19 protein-coding genes are annotated in these 19,282 nt (G+C 64.8%); 2 read left to right on the top strand and 17 right to left on the bottom strand.

Going from position 1 to position 19,282, the window contains the following annotated elements:
* Positions 1-4: 4 nt before the first annotated feature.
* From atpA to rpmE, 11 genes are all read right to left on the bottom strand, one after another.
* Positions 5-1,651, bottom strand: coding sequence for a F0F1 ATP synthase subunit alpha (gene atpA / locus HBA99_RS07365; RefSeq protein ID WP_030094901.1), 1,647 nt, complete (start codon positions 1,649-1,651; stop codon positions 5-7).
* Positions 1,652-1,698: 47 nt separating this feature from the next.
* Positions 1,699-3,045, bottom strand: a complete 1,347-nt coding sequence (locus HBA99_RS07360) for a F0F1 ATP synthase subunit B/delta (protein WP_070922560.1) — start codon at positions 3,043-3,045, stop codon at positions 1,699-1,701.
* Between the two features lie 6 nt (positions 3,046-3,051).
* Positions 3,052-3,585 carry a F0F1 ATP synthase subunit B gene (locus tag HBA99_RS07355; protein ID WP_030094899.1) on the bottom strand — a complete coding sequence of 178 codons (534 nt, stop codon included), beginning with the start codon at positions 3,583-3,585 and terminating at the stop codon, positions 3,052-3,054.
* A 5-nt stretch (positions 3,586-3,590) separates the two neighbouring features.
* Positions 3,591-3,842, bottom strand: coding sequence for a F0F1 ATP synthase subunit C (locus HBA99_RS07350; protein WP_030094898.1), 252 nt, complete (start codon positions 3,840-3,842; stop codon positions 3,591-3,593).
* Positions 3,843-3,904: 62 nt separating this feature from the next.
* Positions 3,905-4,663: a F0F1 ATP synthase subunit A gene (gene atpB / locus HBA99_RS07345; protein ID WP_030094897.1), complete on the bottom strand. Its 759-nt coding sequence runs from the start codon at positions 4,661-4,663 to the stop codon at positions 3,905-3,907.
* A gap of 7 nt (positions 4,664-4,670) precedes the next feature.
* Entirely contained in the window at positions 4,671-5,096 is a 426-nt protein-coding gene (locus tag HBA99_RS07340; RefSeq protein ID WP_030094896.1) for an ATP synthase subunit I, read from the bottom strand.
* Positions 5,097-5,357: 261 nt separating this feature from the next.
* Positions 5,358-6,584 (bottom strand): glycosyltransferase family 4 protein, encoded by a 1,227-nt coding sequence (locus HBA99_RS07335; RefSeq protein ID WP_070951320.1) that lies wholly within the window; start codon positions 6,582-6,584, stop codon positions 5,358-5,360.
* 15 nt (positions 6,585-6,599) lie between these two features.
* A complete protein-coding gene (locus HBA99_RS07330) occupies positions 6,600-7,271 on the bottom strand; it encodes an L-threonylcarbamoyladenylate synthase (protein ID WP_070951321.1) in 672 nt (223 codons plus the stop codon).
* Positions 7,272-7,280: 9 nt separating this feature from the next.
* Positions 7,281-8,123 (bottom strand): peptide chain release factor N(5)-glutamine methyltransferase, encoded by an 843-nt coding sequence (gene prmC, locus HBA99_RS07325; protein WP_070952299.1) that lies wholly within the window; start codon positions 8,121-8,123, stop codon positions 7,281-7,283.
* Between the two features lie 5 nt (positions 8,124-8,128).
* The gene (gene prfA, locus HBA99_RS07320; RefSeq protein WP_030094892.1) at positions 8,129-9,199 is read right to left on the bottom strand and encodes a peptide chain release factor 1; all 1,071 of its coding nucleotides are present in this window, start codon (positions 9,197-9,199) and stop codon (positions 8,129-8,131) included.
* 93 nt (positions 9,200-9,292) lie between these two features.
* Positions 9,293-9,517 (bottom strand): 50S ribosomal protein L31, encoded by a 225-nt coding sequence (gene rpmE / locus HBA99_RS07315; RefSeq protein ID WP_030094891.1) that lies wholly within the window; start codon positions 9,515-9,517, stop codon positions 9,293-9,295.
* Between the two features lie 187 nt (positions 9,518-9,704).
* Here rpmE and HBA99_RS07310 point away from each other — a divergent pair, with 187 nt between their 5' ends.
* Both HBA99_RS07310 and HBA99_RS07305 read left to right on the top strand, forming a co-directional pair.
* Positions 9,705-9,920, top strand: coding sequence for a hypothetical protein (locus HBA99_RS07310; RefSeq protein ID WP_030094890.1), 216 nt, complete (start codon positions 9,705-9,707; stop codon positions 9,918-9,920).
* 152 nt (positions 9,921-10,072) lie between these two features.
* On the top strand, positions 10,073-10,564 hold the full coding sequence (locus HBA99_RS07305) for a hypothetical protein (RefSeq protein WP_030094889.1): 492 nt from the start codon (positions 10,073-10,075) through the stop codon (positions 10,562-10,564).
* Between the two features lie 60 nt (positions 10,565-10,624).
* Here HBA99_RS07305 and rho read toward each other — a convergent pair whose 3' ends face one another.
* The 6 genes from rho to argS all read right to left on the bottom strand — a co-directional run bounded on the left by rho (position 10,625) and on the right by argS (position 19,222).
* Positions 10,625-12,541, bottom strand: coding sequence for a transcription termination factor Rho (gene rho / locus HBA99_RS07300; RefSeq protein ID WP_070951322.1), 1,917 nt, complete (start codon positions 12,539-12,541; stop codon positions 10,625-10,627).
* Between the two features lie 337 nt (positions 12,542-12,878).
* Complete coding sequence (gene thrB, locus HBA99_RS07295; RefSeq protein WP_070922564.1) at positions 12,879-13,799, bottom strand: homoserine kinase; 921 nt, start codon at positions 13,797-13,799, stop codon at positions 12,879-12,881.
* The gene (gene thrC, locus HBA99_RS07290) at positions 13,796-14,863 is read right to left on the bottom strand and encodes a threonine synthase (RefSeq protein WP_070951323.1); all 1,068 of its coding nucleotides are present in this window, start codon (positions 14,861-14,863) and stop codon (positions 13,796-13,798) included. The genes thrB and thrC overlap by 4 nt, the downstream gene beginning before the upstream one ends.
* Positions 14,860-16,164 (bottom strand): homoserine dehydrogenase, encoded by a 1,305-nt coding sequence (locus tag HBA99_RS07285; RefSeq protein WP_030094885.1) that lies wholly within the window; start codon positions 16,162-16,164, stop codon positions 14,860-14,862. The genes thrC and HBA99_RS07285 overlap by 4 nt, the downstream gene beginning before the upstream one ends.
* A complete protein-coding gene (gene lysA, locus HBA99_RS07280) occupies positions 16,161-17,573 on the bottom strand; it encodes a diaminopimelate decarboxylase (RefSeq protein ID WP_070951324.1) in 1,413 nt (470 codons plus the stop codon). The genes HBA99_RS07285 and lysA overlap by 4 nt, the downstream gene beginning before the upstream one ends.
* Positions 17,570-19,222, bottom strand: coding sequence for an arginine--tRNA ligase (argS, locus tag HBA99_RS07275; RefSeq protein ID WP_070952300.1), 1,653 nt, complete (start codon positions 19,220-19,222; stop codon positions 17,570-17,572). Before argS ends, lysA begins: the two co-directional genes overlap by 4 nt.
* Positions 19,223-19,282 lie beyond the last annotated feature (60 nt).

The raw sequence follows: 19,282 nt of genomic DNA, 5'->3' as shown, positions 1-19,282 counted from the left end.
CTGATTACTTCTTGGGAGCCGGCTTGCGGACCTGGACGGTCTCCTGACCGACCTCGGACGCGTCGAGCGCCTCGGCCGCTGCGTCCTTGACCTCCACCGAGCTGCCGTCGGTGGCGGCGAAGCTCTTCTTGAAGTCGTTCACGGCGTCGGTCAGCTTGGTCTCGGTGTCCTCGGAGAACTTCTTGGTCTCCTTGATGTCGGCCAGGATGTCGGCGTGTGAACCGCGCACGTGATCAAGGAACTCCTGCTCGAAGCGGATCACATCGCCCACCGGCACCGAGTCGAGGTGTCCGCCGGTGCCCAGGTAGATCGCGACAACCTGCTCCTCGACCGGGTACGGCGAGTTCTGCGGCTGCTTGAGCAGCTCGACCAGGCGGGCACCACGCTCCAGCTGGGCCTTCGAGGTGGCGTCCAGGTCGGAGGCGAACGCAGCGAAGGCTTCCAGCTCGCGGTACTGCGAGAGCTCCAGACGCAGCGAGCCGGCCACCTCCTTCATGGCCTTGATCTGGGCGGCACCACCCACGCGGGAAACCGACACACCGACGTTGATGGCCGGGCGCACACCCTGGTTGAACAGGTCGGTCTGCAGGAAGCACTGTCCGTCGGTGATCGAGATGACGTTGGTGGGGATGTAGGCCGAGATGTCGTTGGCCTTGGTCTCGATGATCGGCAGACCCGTCAGCGAACCGGCACCGAGCTCGTCGGAGAGCTTCGCGCAACGCTCCAGCAGACGCGAGTGCAGGTAGAAGACGTCACCCGGGTATGCCTCGCGGCCCGGCGGACGACGCAGCAGCAGCGAAATGGCACGGTAGGCCTCGGCCTGCTTGGTCAGGTCGTCGAACACGATGAGGACGTGCTTGCCCTGGTACATCCAGTGCTGGCCGAGAGCCGAACCGGTGTACGGCGCAAGCCACTTGAAGCCGGCGGCATCGGAGGCCGGGGCGGCGATGATGGTGGTGTACTCCAGCGCGCCGGCCTCGTCCAGGGTGCGGCGCACCGCGGCGACGGTCGAGCCCTTCTGACCGACAGCGACGTAGATGCAGCGCACCTGCTGTGCCGGGTCACCGGTCTCCCAGGCCTGCTTCTGGTTCAGGATGGTGTCGACGCAGACGGCGGTCTTGCCGGTCTTGCGGTCGCCGATGATCAGCTGGCGCTGGCCGCGACCGATCGGGGTCTGCGAGTCGATGGCCTTGATACCGGTCTGCAGGGGCTCGGACACGCTCTGGCGCTGAACCACGGAGGCGGCCTGCAGCTCGAGGGCACGGTTGGTCTCGGCCTCGATGTCACCGCGGCCGTCGATCGGCTGGCCCAGCGGGTTGATGACGCGGCCCAGGAAGGCGTCGCCCACCGGCACCGACAGCACCTCGCCGGTGCGCTTGACCTGCTGGCCCTCTTCGATGCCGTGGAAGTCACCGAGGATAACGGTGCCGACGCTGCGCTCGTCGAGGTTGAGCGCCACGCCCAACACTCCGCCCGGGAACTCGAGGAGTTCCTGGGTCATGACCGAGGGCAGGCCCTCGACGTGGGCGATGCCGTCACCGGTATCGGAGACGATGCCGATTTCTTCACGGGTGGGGTCGGCAGAGAACGTCGCGACGTACTGCTCGATCGCGCCGGAGATATCCGCCGAGGAGATCGTCAACTCTGTCATGGCTTTTCGTCTTCCTGCTCGTCTATCGGGGTAGGTCTAAATAATGGTCAGTTGGGCAGATGGAGTGCGGCGGCCGAGAGTCGGCTGGACAGACTGCCGTCGATCTCCTCGTCACCGATGTTGACGACGAGCCCGCCCAGCAGCTCGGGATCCACATCCAGTTGCACCGCGATGGTGCGGCCGTAAATCTGCCCGAGCACCTGGGCAAGCCGTGTGCTCTGTGCATCGCTGATCGGTGCGGCCGACTTCACGTGTGCCACTGACTCGTCGCGCCGGGCAACCGCAAGTTCGGCCACCTCGAGCACGGCGACATCGGCGCGCTTGCCCCGCAGCAGACGCACGGTCTGCGCGAGCAGGCTTGTCACGATCAGATTGGACCGACCGGCCAGCACGTTCTTCAGCAATGCCACACGATCGGCGGCAGGCGAGGTGGTGTTACCCAGCAGCGTGCTCAGCTGCGGCTCGTTGTCCAGGATGCGACTGACGCGGAACAACTGGTCCTCGACGTCATCGATCTGGCCGTCACGCTCGGCCCGCTCCAGCAAGGCGAGACGGGCGATGTGTTCGATCGCGGTGATCAGGTCGTTGGAGGCGGACCAGCGGGCGGTCACGGCCGCACGCACGACCTCGAGTGCAGGCCGTCCGATCTTGGACCCGAACACCGAGTCGACCAGGGCGACCTTGGCGGCCTGCTCGCTGGCATCGACCGGCTCGGACAGGTGCTTGCGTAGCACCAATTCCTTGACGAGAACCTCGGCGACCGCAGTCAGATCATCGGCCAGCGCGTTGAGCGTCAGGCTGTCGAGGGAGACCGCATTGGCCTGGAAGGCCTTCACCTGCTCGGCGAGCGATTCGCGGCTGGCGGCGTGCAGACCGGCACCACCGGCGGCCAGCGGCCGACGTTCGGTATTGATACTGCCGGCCATCTGCGACAGCTCATCCAGGAACCGGTCGACAGTGGCGGACTGCGCCGCGGGGTCGCTCACGTGTGAACGAACCAGATCGCCTGCGCGGTTCACGGATTCGGCGCCGAGGTCACCGCGGAGCTGACGGATCAGCTGCTGGCGCTGAAGCAGGATCTGCTCCTGCCCATGCACCTTGATCCGCTCGACCTCGGCATCGGCCTGCTCACGCAGCTGCTTCGAGATCTGCACAGCATCGGCCTTGGCTTCCTCCGCGATGTGGGCGGCGTCGGCCTTGGCATCCTCGATGGCCTTGGCATGTGCACCCTCGGCCTCGACCAGCTTGTCCGCCGCAGTCTTGCTGTCAGCGAGCTGCTGACGCACCGCGTCCTGCTGCTTGGCCATCAACGTGCGTACCGGCGGCACCACGAACTTGACCACCAGGAACACGATGACAGCGAAACCGATGAGCTGTCCGATAAATGTCGACATCTTTGTTTAGCCTCGCCCTGCGTTCGCTGGTTCCGAAAGGCTCACCCCGAGAACGCGTTCGGCGAGCGTCCGAGACAGGCTCTCGACGCTTGCCGACAGCTCTCCGGAAGTTGCCTCGCCCTGACGGGCCAACTCTTCGGCGGCCTTCGCATTCACGGCGGTCGCTTCGGTGTTGGCCCGCTGACGCATGTCCTCGAGAATTCCGCGTCCCTCGGCTCTGGCCTCGTCACGCACCGCGGTTGCCGCACCGCGCGCCTTGGCCAGCTCGTCCTTGTAGTCAGCCTCGGCGGCGGTGAATTGCTCAGCGGCGTTCCGGTTGTCCTCGGCCGTCTTGGCGACCGTGTCCTCGCGTGCCTTGAGCACCTTTTGGATCGGCGGCACTACGAAGGTTCCGATGACCGCCAGGACGATCAGGAAGATCGCCAAGACGACAAAGAAGGTGCCGTTGGGGATGAGGAAGTTGTTCTGCTTCCCACCCTCTTCGGCGGCTTCCGCCGCGACTGCCATGACGGCAGAAGCGACACTGTGCAATTCACCCATGCCGATTAGCTGGCGCCGGGAGTCGCGAAGACGAACAGCGCCATGAAGGCCAGGTTGATGAAGTACGCAGCCTCAACCAGACCGACGGTGATGAAGAACGGGGTGAACAGCCGGCTCTGAGCCTCGGGCTGACGGGCCACACCCGAGATCAGGGCGTTACCGGCGATACCGTCACCGATACCGGCACCGATCGCGCCGCCGGCCATGATCAACCCACCGCCAATGAGGGCACCAGCAACAATTGTCGGGTCCGCCATTTTCTTCCTCCTTATTAAGTGGTAGCTGTGCTACCAGGGTCTATTCAATGTGGTCTGTGTAATTAGTGGTGCTCGTCGTCCAGTTCCATCGACTGGCTGAAGTACAGGACAGTCAGCAGCGCGAAGATGAAAGCCTGGATCAGGCCGACGAACAGGTCGAACGATTTCCAGATGGCGTTGGGCGCCCACATGATCCATGCCGGGAACATCGCGATCAGCGCGACCATGATGCCGCCGGCGAACATGTTGCCGAAGAGTCGTAGCGACAGCGAGATCGGCTTGGCCAGTTCCTCGATCGGGTTGATGAACGCCGTAACCCAGGTGTGACCCTTGAGCAGCTTGATCGGGTGGCCGATGAGGCCGCGGCGTGCAAAGCCCGCGATGTGGTAGCAGACGAAGACGAACAGCGCCAAGGCCAGCACGTAGTTGATATCCGAGGCCGGCGGTGCCAGCAGTTCGGCCGTCTTACCGTTCTCGTCCGTGTACTGCACGGGCAGCACCGAGATCCAGTTGGACACGAGGATGAAGACGAAGATCGTCACCGCCAGCGGCAGCACGAACGGCGCGATCCTCATGCCGATGGCCGACTCGACCTGATTGCGGAACTGAACGGTCACCGCCTCGAAAAACAGCTGCACCCCGTTCGGCACACCGGTCGAGGTGACCTTGGCCCGCAGGAACAGTGCCAGCGCGATCACCACTACTGCGGCCAGCGAGGTGGCAACGATGGTGTCCACGTTGACCTCACCGAGAAAACCCCAGTGTGCGTGCTTGTGATGGCCAACTTCGATGGCGGCTTCTGCCTGGAATGTCGTAATCATGCTGGGCTTATACCTCCGCCTGCGGCTGATTCACTGAACGGATCCCTTTCCACACCGGCACAGCGGTGGTCAACACCAGCAGCACCTGGAATAACGCGACTCCGAAGAACACCCCAAGACCTGCGGGGCGGAACACGAAGGCGATCACCAGGGCGAGGACGGTGATGATCATCAACCGCGCTGCGGAATTGATGGCCATCTTTTGCTTGCTTGGATTGTCTTGCGCAGTAATGACTTCCGCAGACTGGCGAACGAGGAGAGCGTTCACCAGTCCGAGGCCAAGCCCAGTAACGAAGAAAATGCCGAACTGCCAATGCCCGAGCAGGGCGGAGGCCAGGAGAGCCAGGGCACCGAGCACGCCACACAGAACCGCCAGACGCAACGGGCGAAACGCCAATGCCGGAAGGACCAGCGGGGCGTCGGGCGTTGTCACCTGGGGTGTCACCTCACATCTTTGTCGGGGTGGCGGAACAAAAACTGCATTCGTCGGTTCCAGACCTTATAGGAGGTCTGCGGGCTCGCTGAACTCACCTCAAAGGGCAGCTCCCTGTCGGTCAGTTGATCGGTCCGGCGAACCCCTGGATTGTCTAGACAGACTTTCCAAAAATTCCACCGATCCGGCGTGGCCGGCACCCGTGAGTTTTCGGGTATGGCAGAACCGTATCACATGGTAGAGGGGGTTAATGCACCCCTACTACTTTTCGTCGTACACGACCGGTTCGGCCGGAACCGTCGTCGAACTCCCGTCCAATTGGGCGCCCGAGAGCCGATCGGGTTCTTCGCCGCGCAGCAAGGGCACGACCGTCGCCACGATGGCGATACCGATCGCGCCCAACACCACCGCACCGGCATACCGAGGCTCGAAGAAGATGGTGCTGGCGGCACCGAACGCGATGATGGCCACCCACAGATAGATGATCAGCACCGCCTTGCGATGGGAATGCCCGATCTGCAACAGCCGGTGATGCAGATGCATCTTGTCCGGGCTGAAGGGGCTGCGGCCCGCGCGGGTGCGCCGGATGATCGCCAACAACGCATCCAGGGCGGGCACCAGCATCACCGCGATCACCAGTAGGAACGGCGACAACAGGACGAACATGTCTTTGGCCCCGTACGAGCTCTGCGAGATGGGGCCCGCGGCCGTGGTCGATGCCGCGGCCAGCATGAGGCCGATCAGCATCGACCCCGAGTCCCCCATGAAAATGCGGGCCCGATGGAAGTTGTGTGGCAGGAATCCCAGGCACGCCCCGGCCAGCACTACCGAAATGACGGCGGGCGGGTAGTACAGGACATCACCGCCGTGGCTGCGCAGCAGCCCGATCGAGAAGATGCAGATGGCCGCCGCGGTGATGAGTCCCAGACCTGCGGCCAGACCATCGAGACCGTCCACGAAGTTCATGGCGTTGACGATCGACACCGTCAAGGCGAGCGTCACCAGGATGGACGACATCTGATCCAGCACGATCGTTCCCACCCCACCGAACGGGATGTAGATCATGCTCCAGGCCACCCCCATGGTGACCAGCACGCTGGCGGCCGTGACTTGGCCCGCGAATTTGGTGAGCGCGTCCAGGCCCCACTTGTCGTCGATGAGACCGACGACCATGATGATGCCTCCCGCGACGACCACGGCGGGCATTCCCGAGGAATAGACGAATCCCCTTGTCAGGGCGGGCAGTTGCGAGGCCAGGAAGATGGCGGCACAAACACCGAGATACATCCCGAGGCCGCCCATCCGGGGGGTCGGCTGCAGGTGCACGTCGCGTTCGCGCGGGTAAGCCACCGCCCCCACCCGGGTCGCGAACATCCGTACACCACCGGTGCAGAAGAACGTCGTGATGGCCGCGGTCAGCCCAACCAGGGCAAGCTCACGCAGAGGGACACCCGCACCGCGATCGGCAAGGGCCAGCAGCTCACTCACGCATCCGACCGTACTTCAAGATTCTGTGGGTTCCGCCGACTCGCCGGGACCGACATCGCCACCAATCACATCGACGATCTGTTCCCGGGTGATCGGCCCCTCCCGCACGACCAGCGGTACCGGCCCGGTGAGATCGACGATGGTCGACGCTGCCCCCAATTCCGCGGTGCCGCCGTCCAGATACACGGCAACCTTGTCCCCCAGTTGATCGCGTGCTTCACCGGCGGTGAGTGCCGCCGGCTGCCCCGAAACGTTGGCACTGGAGACCGCCATCGGACCGACAGCGCGCAAGAGATCGATGGCCACCGGGTGCAGCGGCATCCGCAGCATGACGCTTCCCTGCGCGTCCCCGAGATCCCAGGACAACGACGGCGCATGCTTCACGATGATGCTCAGCGGCCCCGGCCAGAACGCCTCGATGAGTTCGCGGGCCGCCGACGGAACGGCGAAGACGAGCCCGTCGACGGTGTGCCAGGACCCGACAAGCACGCCGACGGGCATATCCCGGCCTCGCCCCTTGGCGGCCAACAGCGCCGAAACCGCATTGGAATCGAATGCGTCACAACCTAATCCGTAGACGGTATCGGTGGGCATCACCACCAACTCACCCGCCTTGAGCGCGCTCACCGCCGCGTCGACCCCCTCCTGGCGGGTCGCAGCGTCCTGGCATTCGTAGACGGCGGTCACGACCCCAGTCTATGACGCCGGAGATTTGCGGCGTGCGGTGACAAATCTCGGACGGCCTGCCAGGTCGTGCCGCTGCACAACCTCATCGAACAGTCCACTGGCCGTGAACAACTCACGTGTTCCCTCACCGTTGGTGTCGTCATGCTCAACACCGATGTGGCCTCCGGGGGCAAGGAGCCGGCCTGCGGCGGTCACGATTGGCGCGATGACGGTAAGCCCGTCGAACCCCGCAAAAAGCGCCAACGGCGGATCATGCTGCGCCACTTCCGGCTCCAATTCGGCGTCTTCGGGGATGTAGGGCGGGTTGGCGACGATCAGATCGACCGTTCCATCGAGCTCCCTCAACAGCGCGGGTGAGGTCACATCGGCCTGGATCACCTCGACCGGAGTTCCAGCGGTGTTACGCCGCGTGTAGACCAGTGCCTGATCGTCGAGTTCGATCGCGAGGATGCGTGCGGCGGGCTCGTCATGCGACAGGGCGATCGCCAGCGCCGCAGACCCGGCACACAGCTCGACAACCGTGGCGTGCGGCATCAATTTCCCTGTTGCCCAGGCATACAGAGATTCCGTCTCCGGACGCGGGATGAACACGCCCGGGCCCACCGACACCTCGACGGGGCCAAATGCGGCGTTTCCGGTCAAGTGTTGCAAGGGAATCCGCTGCACGCGTGCCGCCACCAGGTCGCGGTAACTCTCGGAGAAACCAGGGGCGATCTCAGCGAAGCGCAATCGGGATCGCGAGACTCCAAGCAGATGGGCTGCGAGCTCTTCGGCGTCTACCTGCGGACTGGAAACTCCTGCCCCAGAGAGCGATTCGACCGCCTCGGCGATCAGCTGACGCAACGCGCTCATCTCGTTCACGCCTCCTGCAGGCGTGCCTTCCGATCGGCCACTGCCAGCGCGTCGAACAGTGCATCGAGGTCACCGTCGAGCACCTGGTCAAGGTTGTGCGCCTTGAACCCCACGCGGTGATCGGTGATGCGGTTCTCCGGGAAGTTGTAGGTGCGGATGCGCTCGCTGCGATCCACCGTGCGGATCTGGCTGGCCCGACCGGCGGAGGCGTCGGCTTGCGCCTGCTCCTCGGCGAGCGCCTGCAGCCGCGCCGCCAGCACCTGCATGGCGCGGGCCTTGTTCTGCAGCTGAGAACGCTCGTTTTGGCAGGTCACCACGATCCCGGTCGGCAGGTGAGTGATGCGGACCGCCGAGTCGGTGGTGTTGACGCCCTGGCCACCCTTGCCCGAGGAGCGGTAGACGTCGATCCGAAGGTCCGACTCGTCGATCTGGATTTCTTCTACCTCTTCCGGCTCCGGATAGACCAGCACTCCGGCTGCCGAGGTGTGCACGCGCCCTTGGGATTCGGTGACAGGCACACGCTGGACGCGGTGCACACCGCCTTCGAACTTGAGCCGCGACCAGACGCCGTCGGCGGTGTCGCCCTTGCTGGCGATGGCCAAGGTCGCGTCTTTGTATCCGCCGAGGTCGGATTCGGTCTCGTCGAGAACGGTGACCTTCCAGCCGTGCCGCTCGGCGTACCGGATGTACATCCGAGCCAGGTCGGCAGCGAACAGCGCCGATTCCTCGCCTCCCTCACCAGATTTCACTTCGAGGAGGATGTCGTCACCGTCATGGGGGTCGCGGGGAGCGAGCATGTCCGAAAGCTGTGTCTCCAGCTCGGCGATCGACGATTCCAGCTCGGTCACCTCGTCGGCGAACGAGGGATCATCCGCCGACAGTTCACGGGCGGTGGCCAGATCATCGCGGGCGGAGACCAGCTTGCGGTGGGTGGCGACGATCGGCGAGAGCATCGCGAACCGGCGTCCGGCCTTGCGCGCCGCGCCAGGATCCGCGTGCAGCGCTGGGTCGGCCAGTTGCTTCTCCAGTTCAGCGTGCTCGGCCAGCATTCCTTCGATCAGCGGCGTCTCGCTCATGCGCCCTCCTCCCAATGTTCATACCCGCGCTTGGTCATACAAAAAACCGACGCCCGGACTGCACAAAGGCAAATCCGGGCGTCGGCAAGGAAGCTATTTGTCGGCTGCGGCCTTGCGCTTGCCGTACCGGGCCTCGAACCGGGCGACGCGACCGCCGCTGTCCAGGATCTTCTGCTTACCGGTGTAGAAGGGGTGGCACTGCGAGCAGACCTCGACCACGATGTGGCCGCTGTCCTTGGTGCTGCGGGTGGTGAAGGTGTTGCCGCAGCCGCAGACCACGTTGGTCTCGACGTAGGTGGGGTGGATACCCGATTTCATTGCTTTTCCTCTGCGTGTTGTGGTCGCCGGGTCGCTTGTGGGCGTGAACCGGAACCCTTCAAAAGGCTGAGAGGCCATTATGCCAGCTCAGTTACGTAGAACCTAAACGGCGCCGACCTGCGCACTATTCCCGATTTCTGAACCCGGCGTACGTTGGGGAAGGAAAGCCGATTCGGGAAGGAAACGCATGAACATCAAGAGATTGATCGTCACAAGCGCATCCGCGGCAGCGATGGGTTTGGCCGCATTCGCCGGCGCACCGGGGCTGGCCTACGCCGACCCCATCACGCCCCCGGCACCGCCGCCCATCCCCCAGGCCCCACCGATCCCCCAGGGAACCGGTGTACCGCCCGTCCCTCAGGCGCCGCCGATTCCGCAGATTCCGTCCATTCCGCAGCCCTGATACTCGCCCGACCTCGGGCATGTAACGGGCATTGACATCCTGTCGATATTCACAACGGCAGCCGCGGCATAACCAACGCGGTGCAGCTGTTGGAAATCGGTACTTCGGTTGAGTCGGGGCGAACCGCCGAGATAATCGGACAGGAGTCGCACGTGAATCTGAAAAGTGTTGTGAGCCAGGGTGTCATCGTTGGCACGTTGACGATGGGAGCGCTTGGGCTGGGCGCCGTTCCGGCGTATGCGCAGCCTCCGGGACAGCCCGGTTACATCCAGGATCATCCCAACCGCCCACACGGCGACGATGACGATGACTGGGGCGGCCACGACGGTTGGCGGAACAACGGCAACTGGCGCGGCAATGACAATTGGCGCGACCGCGACCAGGACTGGCGGGATGACCGCAGATGGCGCGATGACCGCCGGGAATGGCGCGACAACCCGTGGCATTACGACCAGCGTCCACCGTGGGGCTGGGCCCCGCCACCTCGCGCGGAATGGCGCGGACCGCTTCCAGATCGTTGGGGCCCACCCCCTGCGGCCTTCGACTACTGGGGATATCGGGTACAGCCGATCTGGGATGACGGTTTCCGGACCTGGGGATTCTGGCTGTTCGGTATCTGGATTCCGCTCGCGTCGATCGGCTAGCGGTCCCGGCCATATGAACCTGCGCGGTATCACCGATACCCGGTGATACCGCGTCAGGCTCTAGCTGTACTGCGGCTCGTCAGCGCCGTTGGAGCCCGGAGTGTTCTTGGAGACCTGGACCAGGAATTCGTAGTTGGTCTTGGTCTTGCGCAGCTGGCTCATCAGCAGGTCGATGGCCTGATGTGAATCCAAGCCGGAGAGCACGCGGCGCAGCTTGTGCACGATCGCGAACTCGTCGCCGCTCATCAGCAACTCGTCCTTACGAGTACCCGACGGGTTGACGTCGACGGCGGGGAACACACGGCGTTCGGCGATCTTGCGGTCGAGCTTGAGCTCGGCGTTACCGGTGCCCTTGAACTCCTCGAAGATGACCGTGTCGCCGGTGGATCCGGTCTCGACCATCGCGGTGGCGATGATGGTCAACGAGCCGCCGTGCTCGATGTTGCGCGCCGCGCCCAGGAACCGCTTGGGCGGGTACAGCGCCGTCGAGTCGACACCACCGGACAGGATGCGGCCGGACGCCGGCGAGGCGTTGTTGTATGCACGTCCCAGGCGGGTGATGGAGTCGAGCAAGACCACGACGTCCTTGCCCTGTTCCACGAGACGCTTGGCACGCTCGATGGCGAGCTCGGCAGCCTGAGTGTGGTCTGACGGCGGGCGATCGAAGGTGGAGGCGATGACCTCACCCTTGACCGAGCGCTGCATGTCGGTGACCTCTTCGGGCCGTTCGTCGACCAGCACCACCATCAGATGGCACTCGGGGTTGTTGGCGGAGATCGCGTTGGCGATGTTCTGCATGATCGTCGTCTTACCGGCCTTCGGCGGAGACACGATCAGCGCGCGCTGCCCCTTGCCGATGGGCATGATCAGGTCGATCACACGAGTCGTCAGCTTCTCGGTGGTGGTTTCCAGCCGCAGCCGCTGATTCGGGTACAAAGGCGTCAACTTGGTGAAGTCGGGACGCTTCTTGGCGTCCTCAACCGGGCCACCGTTCACGGAATCGAGGCGCACCAGCGGGTTGAATTTCTGGCGCTGGTTCTGATTACCGGCATCCGCGTCGCGGGGTACCCGCACGGCACCGGTGATGGCATCGCCGCGGCGCAGCCCGTTCTTGCGGACGAGGTTCATCGAGACGTACACATCGTTCGGCCCGGCCAGATATCCGGACGTCCGGACGAACGCGTAGTTGTCGAGCACATCCAGAATGCCGGCCACGGGCTGGACGACATCGTCCTCGCGCAGCTCGGTCTCGCCACCCTCATTGGTGTTGCGATCGCGACCACGACGGCGTTCACGGGTACGGCGACCACGACGGCCCCGGCCCTCACCGTCATCACCGCGGTTGCCCTGGTTCTGGTTGTTGTCCTGGTTCTGGTTGTCCGAGTTCTGGCCCCCCGAGCCACCCTCACGCCCAGAGTTCTCGGAGTTCTCCGAGTTCCCCCGGCCGCCGTTCTGCTGCTTGCGCTCGCCCTCGGCGTTCTGGTTCTGGTTCTGGTTGCGACGCCGCTCACCGCGTCCCTCGCGAGGCGCGCCCGCCGTCTCGGAGTCCTTGCCCTCACCGGAGTCGGCTTCCGGAGCGGACTTCGGCGCCTCGGCAGGCAGATCGAGTGCGGTCTGAGTGGGCTCGGATCCAGCAGATTCGTTCTGCTCGTTCTGGGCCGGTTCCTTCTGGGCCACTTCAGCTGGTGCTGAGGCCTGAGGCTGCTGGGCCTGGGTGGACTGGTTGTTGTTCTTCGACGCGCCAAGCGCACCCTGATGCTCACGAATGGCGGCGATCAGATCGCTCTTACGCATTCCGGAGGTGCCCTTGACGCCAACTTGGCTGGCCAATGCACGCAACTCCGGCAACACCATCGTCGACAGCGCACCCAGTCCATCACTCCGACGCTCCTTGTTGGAGCGATCAGAGGAGGCTGTGGCGGGCGCCTCGGGGGCTTCCGGGGCGGCTTCGGTCGCGATGAGGTCCGTATCGGTCACGGATTTCCTTTCCTTCCCCCGCCGAATATGGGGCGAGGGTCTCACTTCGGCCAGTCAGGTTGCTGGCCGCGAAGTTCATGCTGCGGGCCCACACAGATAGGGCCACGCGAGGTCCTGAGAAATGGCAGCTGACCATCGACCTTGCCCAATATCGCCGCCTGTCGGCGACGACGGAGGCATCGGAAAGAACTAGGAGAATTTGTGATCGTCCTCGTTCTCGGCGCAGGTGCGCAGAAGCTGCAATTGCTGGGACTGATACCGAGGATAACCCCCAGGTGGGTATCAAGCAACCAGCACCCCCCCCGGCGAGTCCCCCGCTCACCAGCCATAACGTCGGCTATCGAACCGACACGCCCGCCGATACGGACATCGTCGCCAGCGAGAAACCTTGATCTTCAGCGTATTTCACCGCGACGTCAGGGATATCACCGGTGGTCAGGGCCAATACCGCAGGTCCAGCCCCGGAAAGAACCGCCGCAACCCCCTGACTGCGCAGGTATCCAAGAACCTCGGCGGACGCCGGCATCGCGGAGGCGCGCTGGGGCTGATGTAGGCGGTCTTCGGTGGCCGTCATCAGCAGATCCGGCCGCGCAGTCAGCGCGACGGTGAGTAGCGCCGCTCGGCTAATATTGAACCTGGCGTCTACATGGGTGACAGATTCTGGCAGCAATACGCGAGTGTGCGCGGTGGAGGACTGTTCCTCCGGGATCGCGGCAACAATTCTGATATCGGGGTGCACATCCAGCCGGGTGGCCGCATAGACGGGGGCCACACCCGAAGTCTCCGACCAGGAGACCACGGCTCCCCCGAGCACGCTGGCCGCCGCATTATCGGGATGCCCCTCGAATTCCGAGGCCAACTGCACCAGCACCTCGTCGGAGAGCACCGGGTGTCCGGCCTTGGCAAGGAGTCCGTTGGCGACGGCCAGGCCGGCAACCGCAGCCGCGGCCGAAGAACCCAAACCCCGCGAGTGTGGAATCTTGTTGCGGCACTGAACGATCAGACCAGCGGCGGCAGCTCCTCCGGCAGCGAGCCCACGCTCGATCGCCCGCACCACCAGGTGACTGCCGTCGAGCGGGACCTCACCGGCGCCCTGACCTTCGACAGCCACCTTGAGACCGGATTCGGTTGTACTGACCTCGATCTCGTCGTACAGCGACAGCGCGATACCGAGGCTGTCGAAGCCCGGCCCCAGGTTTGCACTCGACGCCGGCACCACGACGGTGGTGATCAGCCCCGCGGGCAGGATTTGGTTCACGCGAGTTCCAGCGCCTCGGCGACCGCGCTCGCCTGCACCGGAATGGGAGTCACCTCGGGCATGCCGCTCAGGGCGTTATCGGGATCCTTCAGGCCGTTCCCTGTCACGGTGCAGACCACGATGGAACCCTTCGGAACCCAGCCGTCGGCAACCGATTTCAGCAGACCGGCGATGCTGGCCGCGGACGCGGGCTCTACGAACACGCCCTCGCTGGAGGCGACCAGCCGGTAAGCGCTGAGAATCTCCTCATCGGTGACGGCCAGGAACTTGCCGCCGGATTCCTGTTGTGCGGCAACAGCACCCGACCACGACGCAGGCGATCCGATCCGGATTGCGGTGGCGATGGTCTCCGGATTGGCAACCGGCGCCCCGTTCACCAACGGTGCCGCACCCGCGGCCTGCGCACCCAGCATCTTGGGCAACCGGTCCGACAGGCCGTCGCGGTGGTACTCGTTGTAACCGCGCCAGTAGGCGGTGATGTTTCCCGCATTGCCGACCGGCAGCGCGTGAATATCGGGGGCGGTGCCGAGGGCATCCATGATCTCGAAGGCCGCAGTCTTCTGTCCCTCGATGCGCACCGGGTTCACGGAGTTCACCAGGGCGATGGTCGGATAGTCCGCGGTGGTCTTGCGCGCCAGCTCCAGACAGTCGTCAAAGTTGCCGTCCACCTGGATGATCCGCGCACCGTGGATCACGGCCTGGGCCAGCTTGCCCATCGCGATCTTGCCCTGTGGGATCAGCACCGCACACGTGATACCCGCCTTGGCGGCGTAGGCGGCGGCGGAGGCCGAGGTGTTCCCGGTCGAGGCGCACAACACCGCGCGCTGGCCACGGGCCAGCGCGTCGGTCACCGCCATGGTCATACCGCGGTCCTTGAACGAGCCGGTGGGGTTGAGGCCTTCGACCTTCAGGTGCACGGTGCAACCGGTGAGCTCGGACAGCCGCTTCGCGGGAAGCAGCGGAGTGCCACCCTCGCGAAGCGTCACGGGCTGCCAGTTCTCCCCGATCGGGAGGCGGTCCCGGTATGCCGCGATGAGGCCGGGCCAAGGGGTATGAACGGTCACTCTTGTGTTCCTTCCAGCCGGATGACACTTGCGACACCCAACACCACGTCGAGGTCGGCAAGTGCAGCAACGGTTTCCGAGAGCGCAGCATCGGTGGCCTTGTGGGTGAGCACCACCAGACGGGCGCCCGTCTCGTCGACCTCGCCCTCCTGCCGGACGGTGGCGATGCTGACTTCGCGCTTGGAGAACTCGGCGGCGACGGTGGCCAGCACACCGGGCTTGTCGGCCACCCGCATGCGCACGTAGTACCGGGTCGGGATGAGACCGATCGGCGCAATGGGCAGCTGTGCGTACCGAGATGCCCGCGGACCGCGTCCGCCCTGCACCCGGTTGCGCGCCGCCATCACCAAATCGCCGAGCACGGCCGATGCGGTCGGCGCACCGCCGGCACCCTGGCCGTAGAACATCAGCTCGCCGGCGGCCTCAGCCTCGACGAAGACCGCGTTGAACGCTCCGTTGACGCTCGCGAGTGGATGGGTCAACGGCACCAGCGCCGGGTACACCCGCGCCGAAACTCGTTGGTTTCCCTCGGCGTCCGTAAGCCGTTCACAGATAGACAGCAGCTTGATGGTGCACTGCAGGGCTCGCGCCGACTCGAAGTCGTCGGCACTGATCTTCGTGATGCCCTCGCGGTATACGTCGTCGGCACTGACCCGGGTGTGGAAGGCGATCGACGCGAGAATGGCGGCCTTGGCCGCAGCGTCGTAGCCCTCGACATCGGCGGTCGGATCGGCCTCGGCGTATCCGAGCTCGCCTGCCTCGGCAAGTGCGGTGTCATAACCGGCCCCGGTGGTGTCCATGGCAGACAGGATGTAGTTGGTGGTGCCGTTGACGATGCCGGATACCCGAATCACCGAATCGCCGGCCAACGATTGGGTCAAGGGCCGGATGACGGGAATGGCACCGGCCACCGCTGCCTCGAAATAGAGGTCAACCCTTGCCTTCTCGGCGGCTTCGGCAAGCTCACCGGCAGACTGGGCCAGAAGCGCCTTGTTGGCGGTCACCACCGACTTGCCCGCGTTGAGTGCACCCAGGATGCCGCGCCGTGCGGGTTCCACCGGACCCATGAGCTCGACGACGATGTCGACGTCGTCTCGTGAAACCAGCGCGTCGATATCGTCGGTGAGCAGTTCGACCGGAACACCGCGGTCATCGGCTACACGGCGCACACCGATACCGCGAATCTCCAGCGGCGCACCGATGCGGGCGGCGAGGTCACTCGCGCTGCTTTCGATGATCCGCGCTACTTCACTGCCGACGTTGCCCAGGCCCAGGATCGCTACGCCTATCGCGTCACTCATTCACTTACCTCCAAACTCACCAAATCCTCGACGGTCTCGCGCCGCAGGATCAGTCGCGCCTCGCCGTCCTTGACGGCGATAACCGCCGGACGGGTCAGCAGGTTGTACCGGCTGGACATCGAATAGCAGTACGCACCGGTCGCGGCGACCGCCACCAGGTCGCCGGGAGCCACGTCCTCGGGCAACCACGCGTCCCTGACCACGATATCGCCGCTTTCGCAGTGCTTTCCCACCACCCGGGACAGCACCGGTGCGACGTCACTATCGCGGGAAACCAGCTGCGGGTGGTACTCGGCCTGATACAGCGAGGTGCGGATGTTGTCGCTCATCCCGCCGTCGACGCTCACGTAGCGCCGCTGCCCGTTGGACAGGATCACGTCCTTGGTGGTGCCCACGCGGTACAGCGTCACGGTGCCGGGACCGGCGATGGCCCGGCCGGGCTCGATCACCAAACGCGGCTCGGGCAGGCCCGCCAGCGCCGACTCGGTGCGCACGATCACGCCCAGCTTGGCCGCCAGATCCTCGATGGGAGGCGGATCGTCGGACGGCACATAACTGATGCCGAGGCCGCCGCCGAGGTCGATGATGTTGAGCTGCGCGGTCTTCTCGGTACCGAACTCGGCGACCACGTCGCGCAGCAGCCCGATCACCCGGTGCGCGGCGACCTCAAACCCGTCGACATCGAAGATCTGCGAACCGATGTGGCTGTGCAGTCCCACGAGTCGCAGGTTGTCGGTGGCGAAGACACGTCGCACGGCCTCCAGTGCCTGCCCACCGGCCAGGGACAACCCGAATTTCTGGTCCTCATGCGCGGTGGAGATGAACTCATGGGTGTGCGCCTCGACACCGACGGTGACACGCACCAGAACGTCTTGCACCACACCGGCACTGCCCGCGATCGCGTCCAGTCGCTCGATCTCGATCATCGAATCGACGACGATGTGTCCGACGCCTACCTGCACCGCCTGGGCGAGCTCCGCCTCAGATTTGTTATTACCGTGCAACGCGATTCGCGCCGGAGGGAACTCGGCGCGCAGCGCGATGGCCAGCTCGCCCGCTGAGCAGACGTCCAGGCCCAGCCCCTCATCCTTGATCCACCGCGCGATCTCGGTGCACAGGAACGCCTTCGAGGCGTAGTGCACGCGCGCAGCACCACCGAACGCCGCGGCCATGTCGCGGCAGCGCGATCGGAAGTCGTCCTCGTCGATGACAAAAAGCGGCGTGCCGTACTTCTCGGCGAGCTCGGAGACGGTGAGGCCCCCGAGGGTCACCTCGCCGTCGGTGCCGCGAGAGGCATTGCGGGGCCATACGTTCGGTGCCAATTCGGTCGGGTTGACCGGAGGTGCGCTGCTCATGGCGGTGTGCTGTTCCCCTTCTGCGTGGCGGGGGCCTGCCGGGTGTGCGCTCACATCCGCTCCGGTGCGCTCACGCCGAGAATGTCCAGGCCGTTGGCGATGACCTGCCGGGTGGCAAGGCATAACGCTAGGCGTGCCGCGTGTAGATCCCCCGGTGTTTCGTCACCTTGCGGGAGCACCCGGCACGAGTCGTAGAACCGGTGGTAATCACCGGCGATGTCTTCCAAGTACCGTGCGACGCGGTGCGGTTCACGCAGCACCGCGGCGTTTTGCAGAATGCGGCCGAACTCGCCGAGCCCCCGGATCAGCGCACCCTCCTTCTCATGGGTGAGCAGTTCGAGATGATCGGTCGAGTGCCGCAGGCCCAGATCCGCGGCATTGCGCGCCAGTGCACAGAGCCGTGCGTGCGCGTATTGCACGTAATAGACCGGGTTCTCACTAGACGCGGAGGCCCACAGCTGCAGATCGATGTCGATCGAGGTGTCCACCGAGGACCGGATCAACGCGTAGCGCGCAGCATCGACGCCGATGGCGTCGACCAGGTCATCGAGAGTGATCACGGTACCCGCACGCTTGGACATCCGCACCGGCTGACCGTCGCGCACCAGGTTGACCATCTGACCGATGAGCACCTCGACGCTGTCGGCGTCGTAACCCAACGCCGCCGCAACGGCTTTCAGGCGTGCGATGTACCCGTGGTGATCGGCACCGAGCATGTAGATACACAGGTCGAAGCCGCGCTCGCGCTTGTCCAGGTAGTAGGCGATGTCACCGGCGATGTAGGCGGGGTTGCCGTCACTCTTGATGACGACGCGGTCCTTGTCGTCGCCGAAGTTGCTCGAACGCAGCCAGGACGCGCCGTCCTTCTCGTAGATGTTGCCGGTCTTGCGCAGCTGGGCGATGGCCTCCTGCACCCGTCCCGAGGTGTGCATCGAGTCTTCGTGGGTGAAAACGTCGAAGTCCGTACCGAATTCGTGCAGCGACTTCTTGATGTGGGTGAACATCAGGTCCACGCCGATTTCCCGAAAGACTTCAGCAGCCTGTTCAGCCGGCAGCGAGAGCGCGTCGGGACGTTGAGTGAGGACCTGCTTGGCGATATCGGCGATGTAATCCCCGGCGTAGCCGTCCTCCGGAGCTTCCTTGCCCTCGGCCGAGGCGATGAGCGAGCGAACGAACCGATCGATCTGCGCACCGTGGTCGTTGAAGTAGTACTCACGGGTGACCTTGGCGCCCTGGCGGGTCAGCAGGCGGCCCAGCGCGTCGCCGACCGCGGCCCAGCGGGTGCCGCCGATGTGGATCGGGCCCGTCGGGTTGGCCGAGACGAACTCCAAGTTGATGGTGTGCGTGCCCTGCGCATCGGAATTGCCGTAGCTCTCGCCCGCGTCCAAGATGTTCGCGACGATGGTGCCCTGTGCGTCGGCGGCGATCCGCAGGTTCACAAACCCGGGTCCGGCAATCTCCGCGGCAGCGATCGCGTCGTTGGCGACGAGGGCATCGACGAGCCAGGTGGCCAGGTCACGCGGGGCGACGCCGACCTTCTTGGCGACCTGCAGGGCCACGTTGGTGGCGTAGTCACCGTGCTCGGGATTACGGGGCCGTTCGACGGTCACGGTGTCCGGTAGCGCCGACGTGTCCAGACCTCGCTCGTCCAGCACCGTGGTAGCGGTGGAACGTAGCAGGTCGGCGAGGTCGGCGGGAGTCACGGCGATCATCCTATGGGCTCGGGTATCCAGGCCCCGAATCCTTTACCCGCGACCGAAACG

Source organism: Mycobacteroides chelonae, from assembly GCF_016767715.1.
Classification (GTDB): Bacteria; Actinomycetota; Actinomycetes; order Mycobacteriales; family Mycobacteriaceae; genus Mycobacterium; species Mycobacterium gwanakae.
Note: the sequence above shows the minus strand (reverse complement) of the source record. Positions and strands in the feature narration are given on the sequence as shown.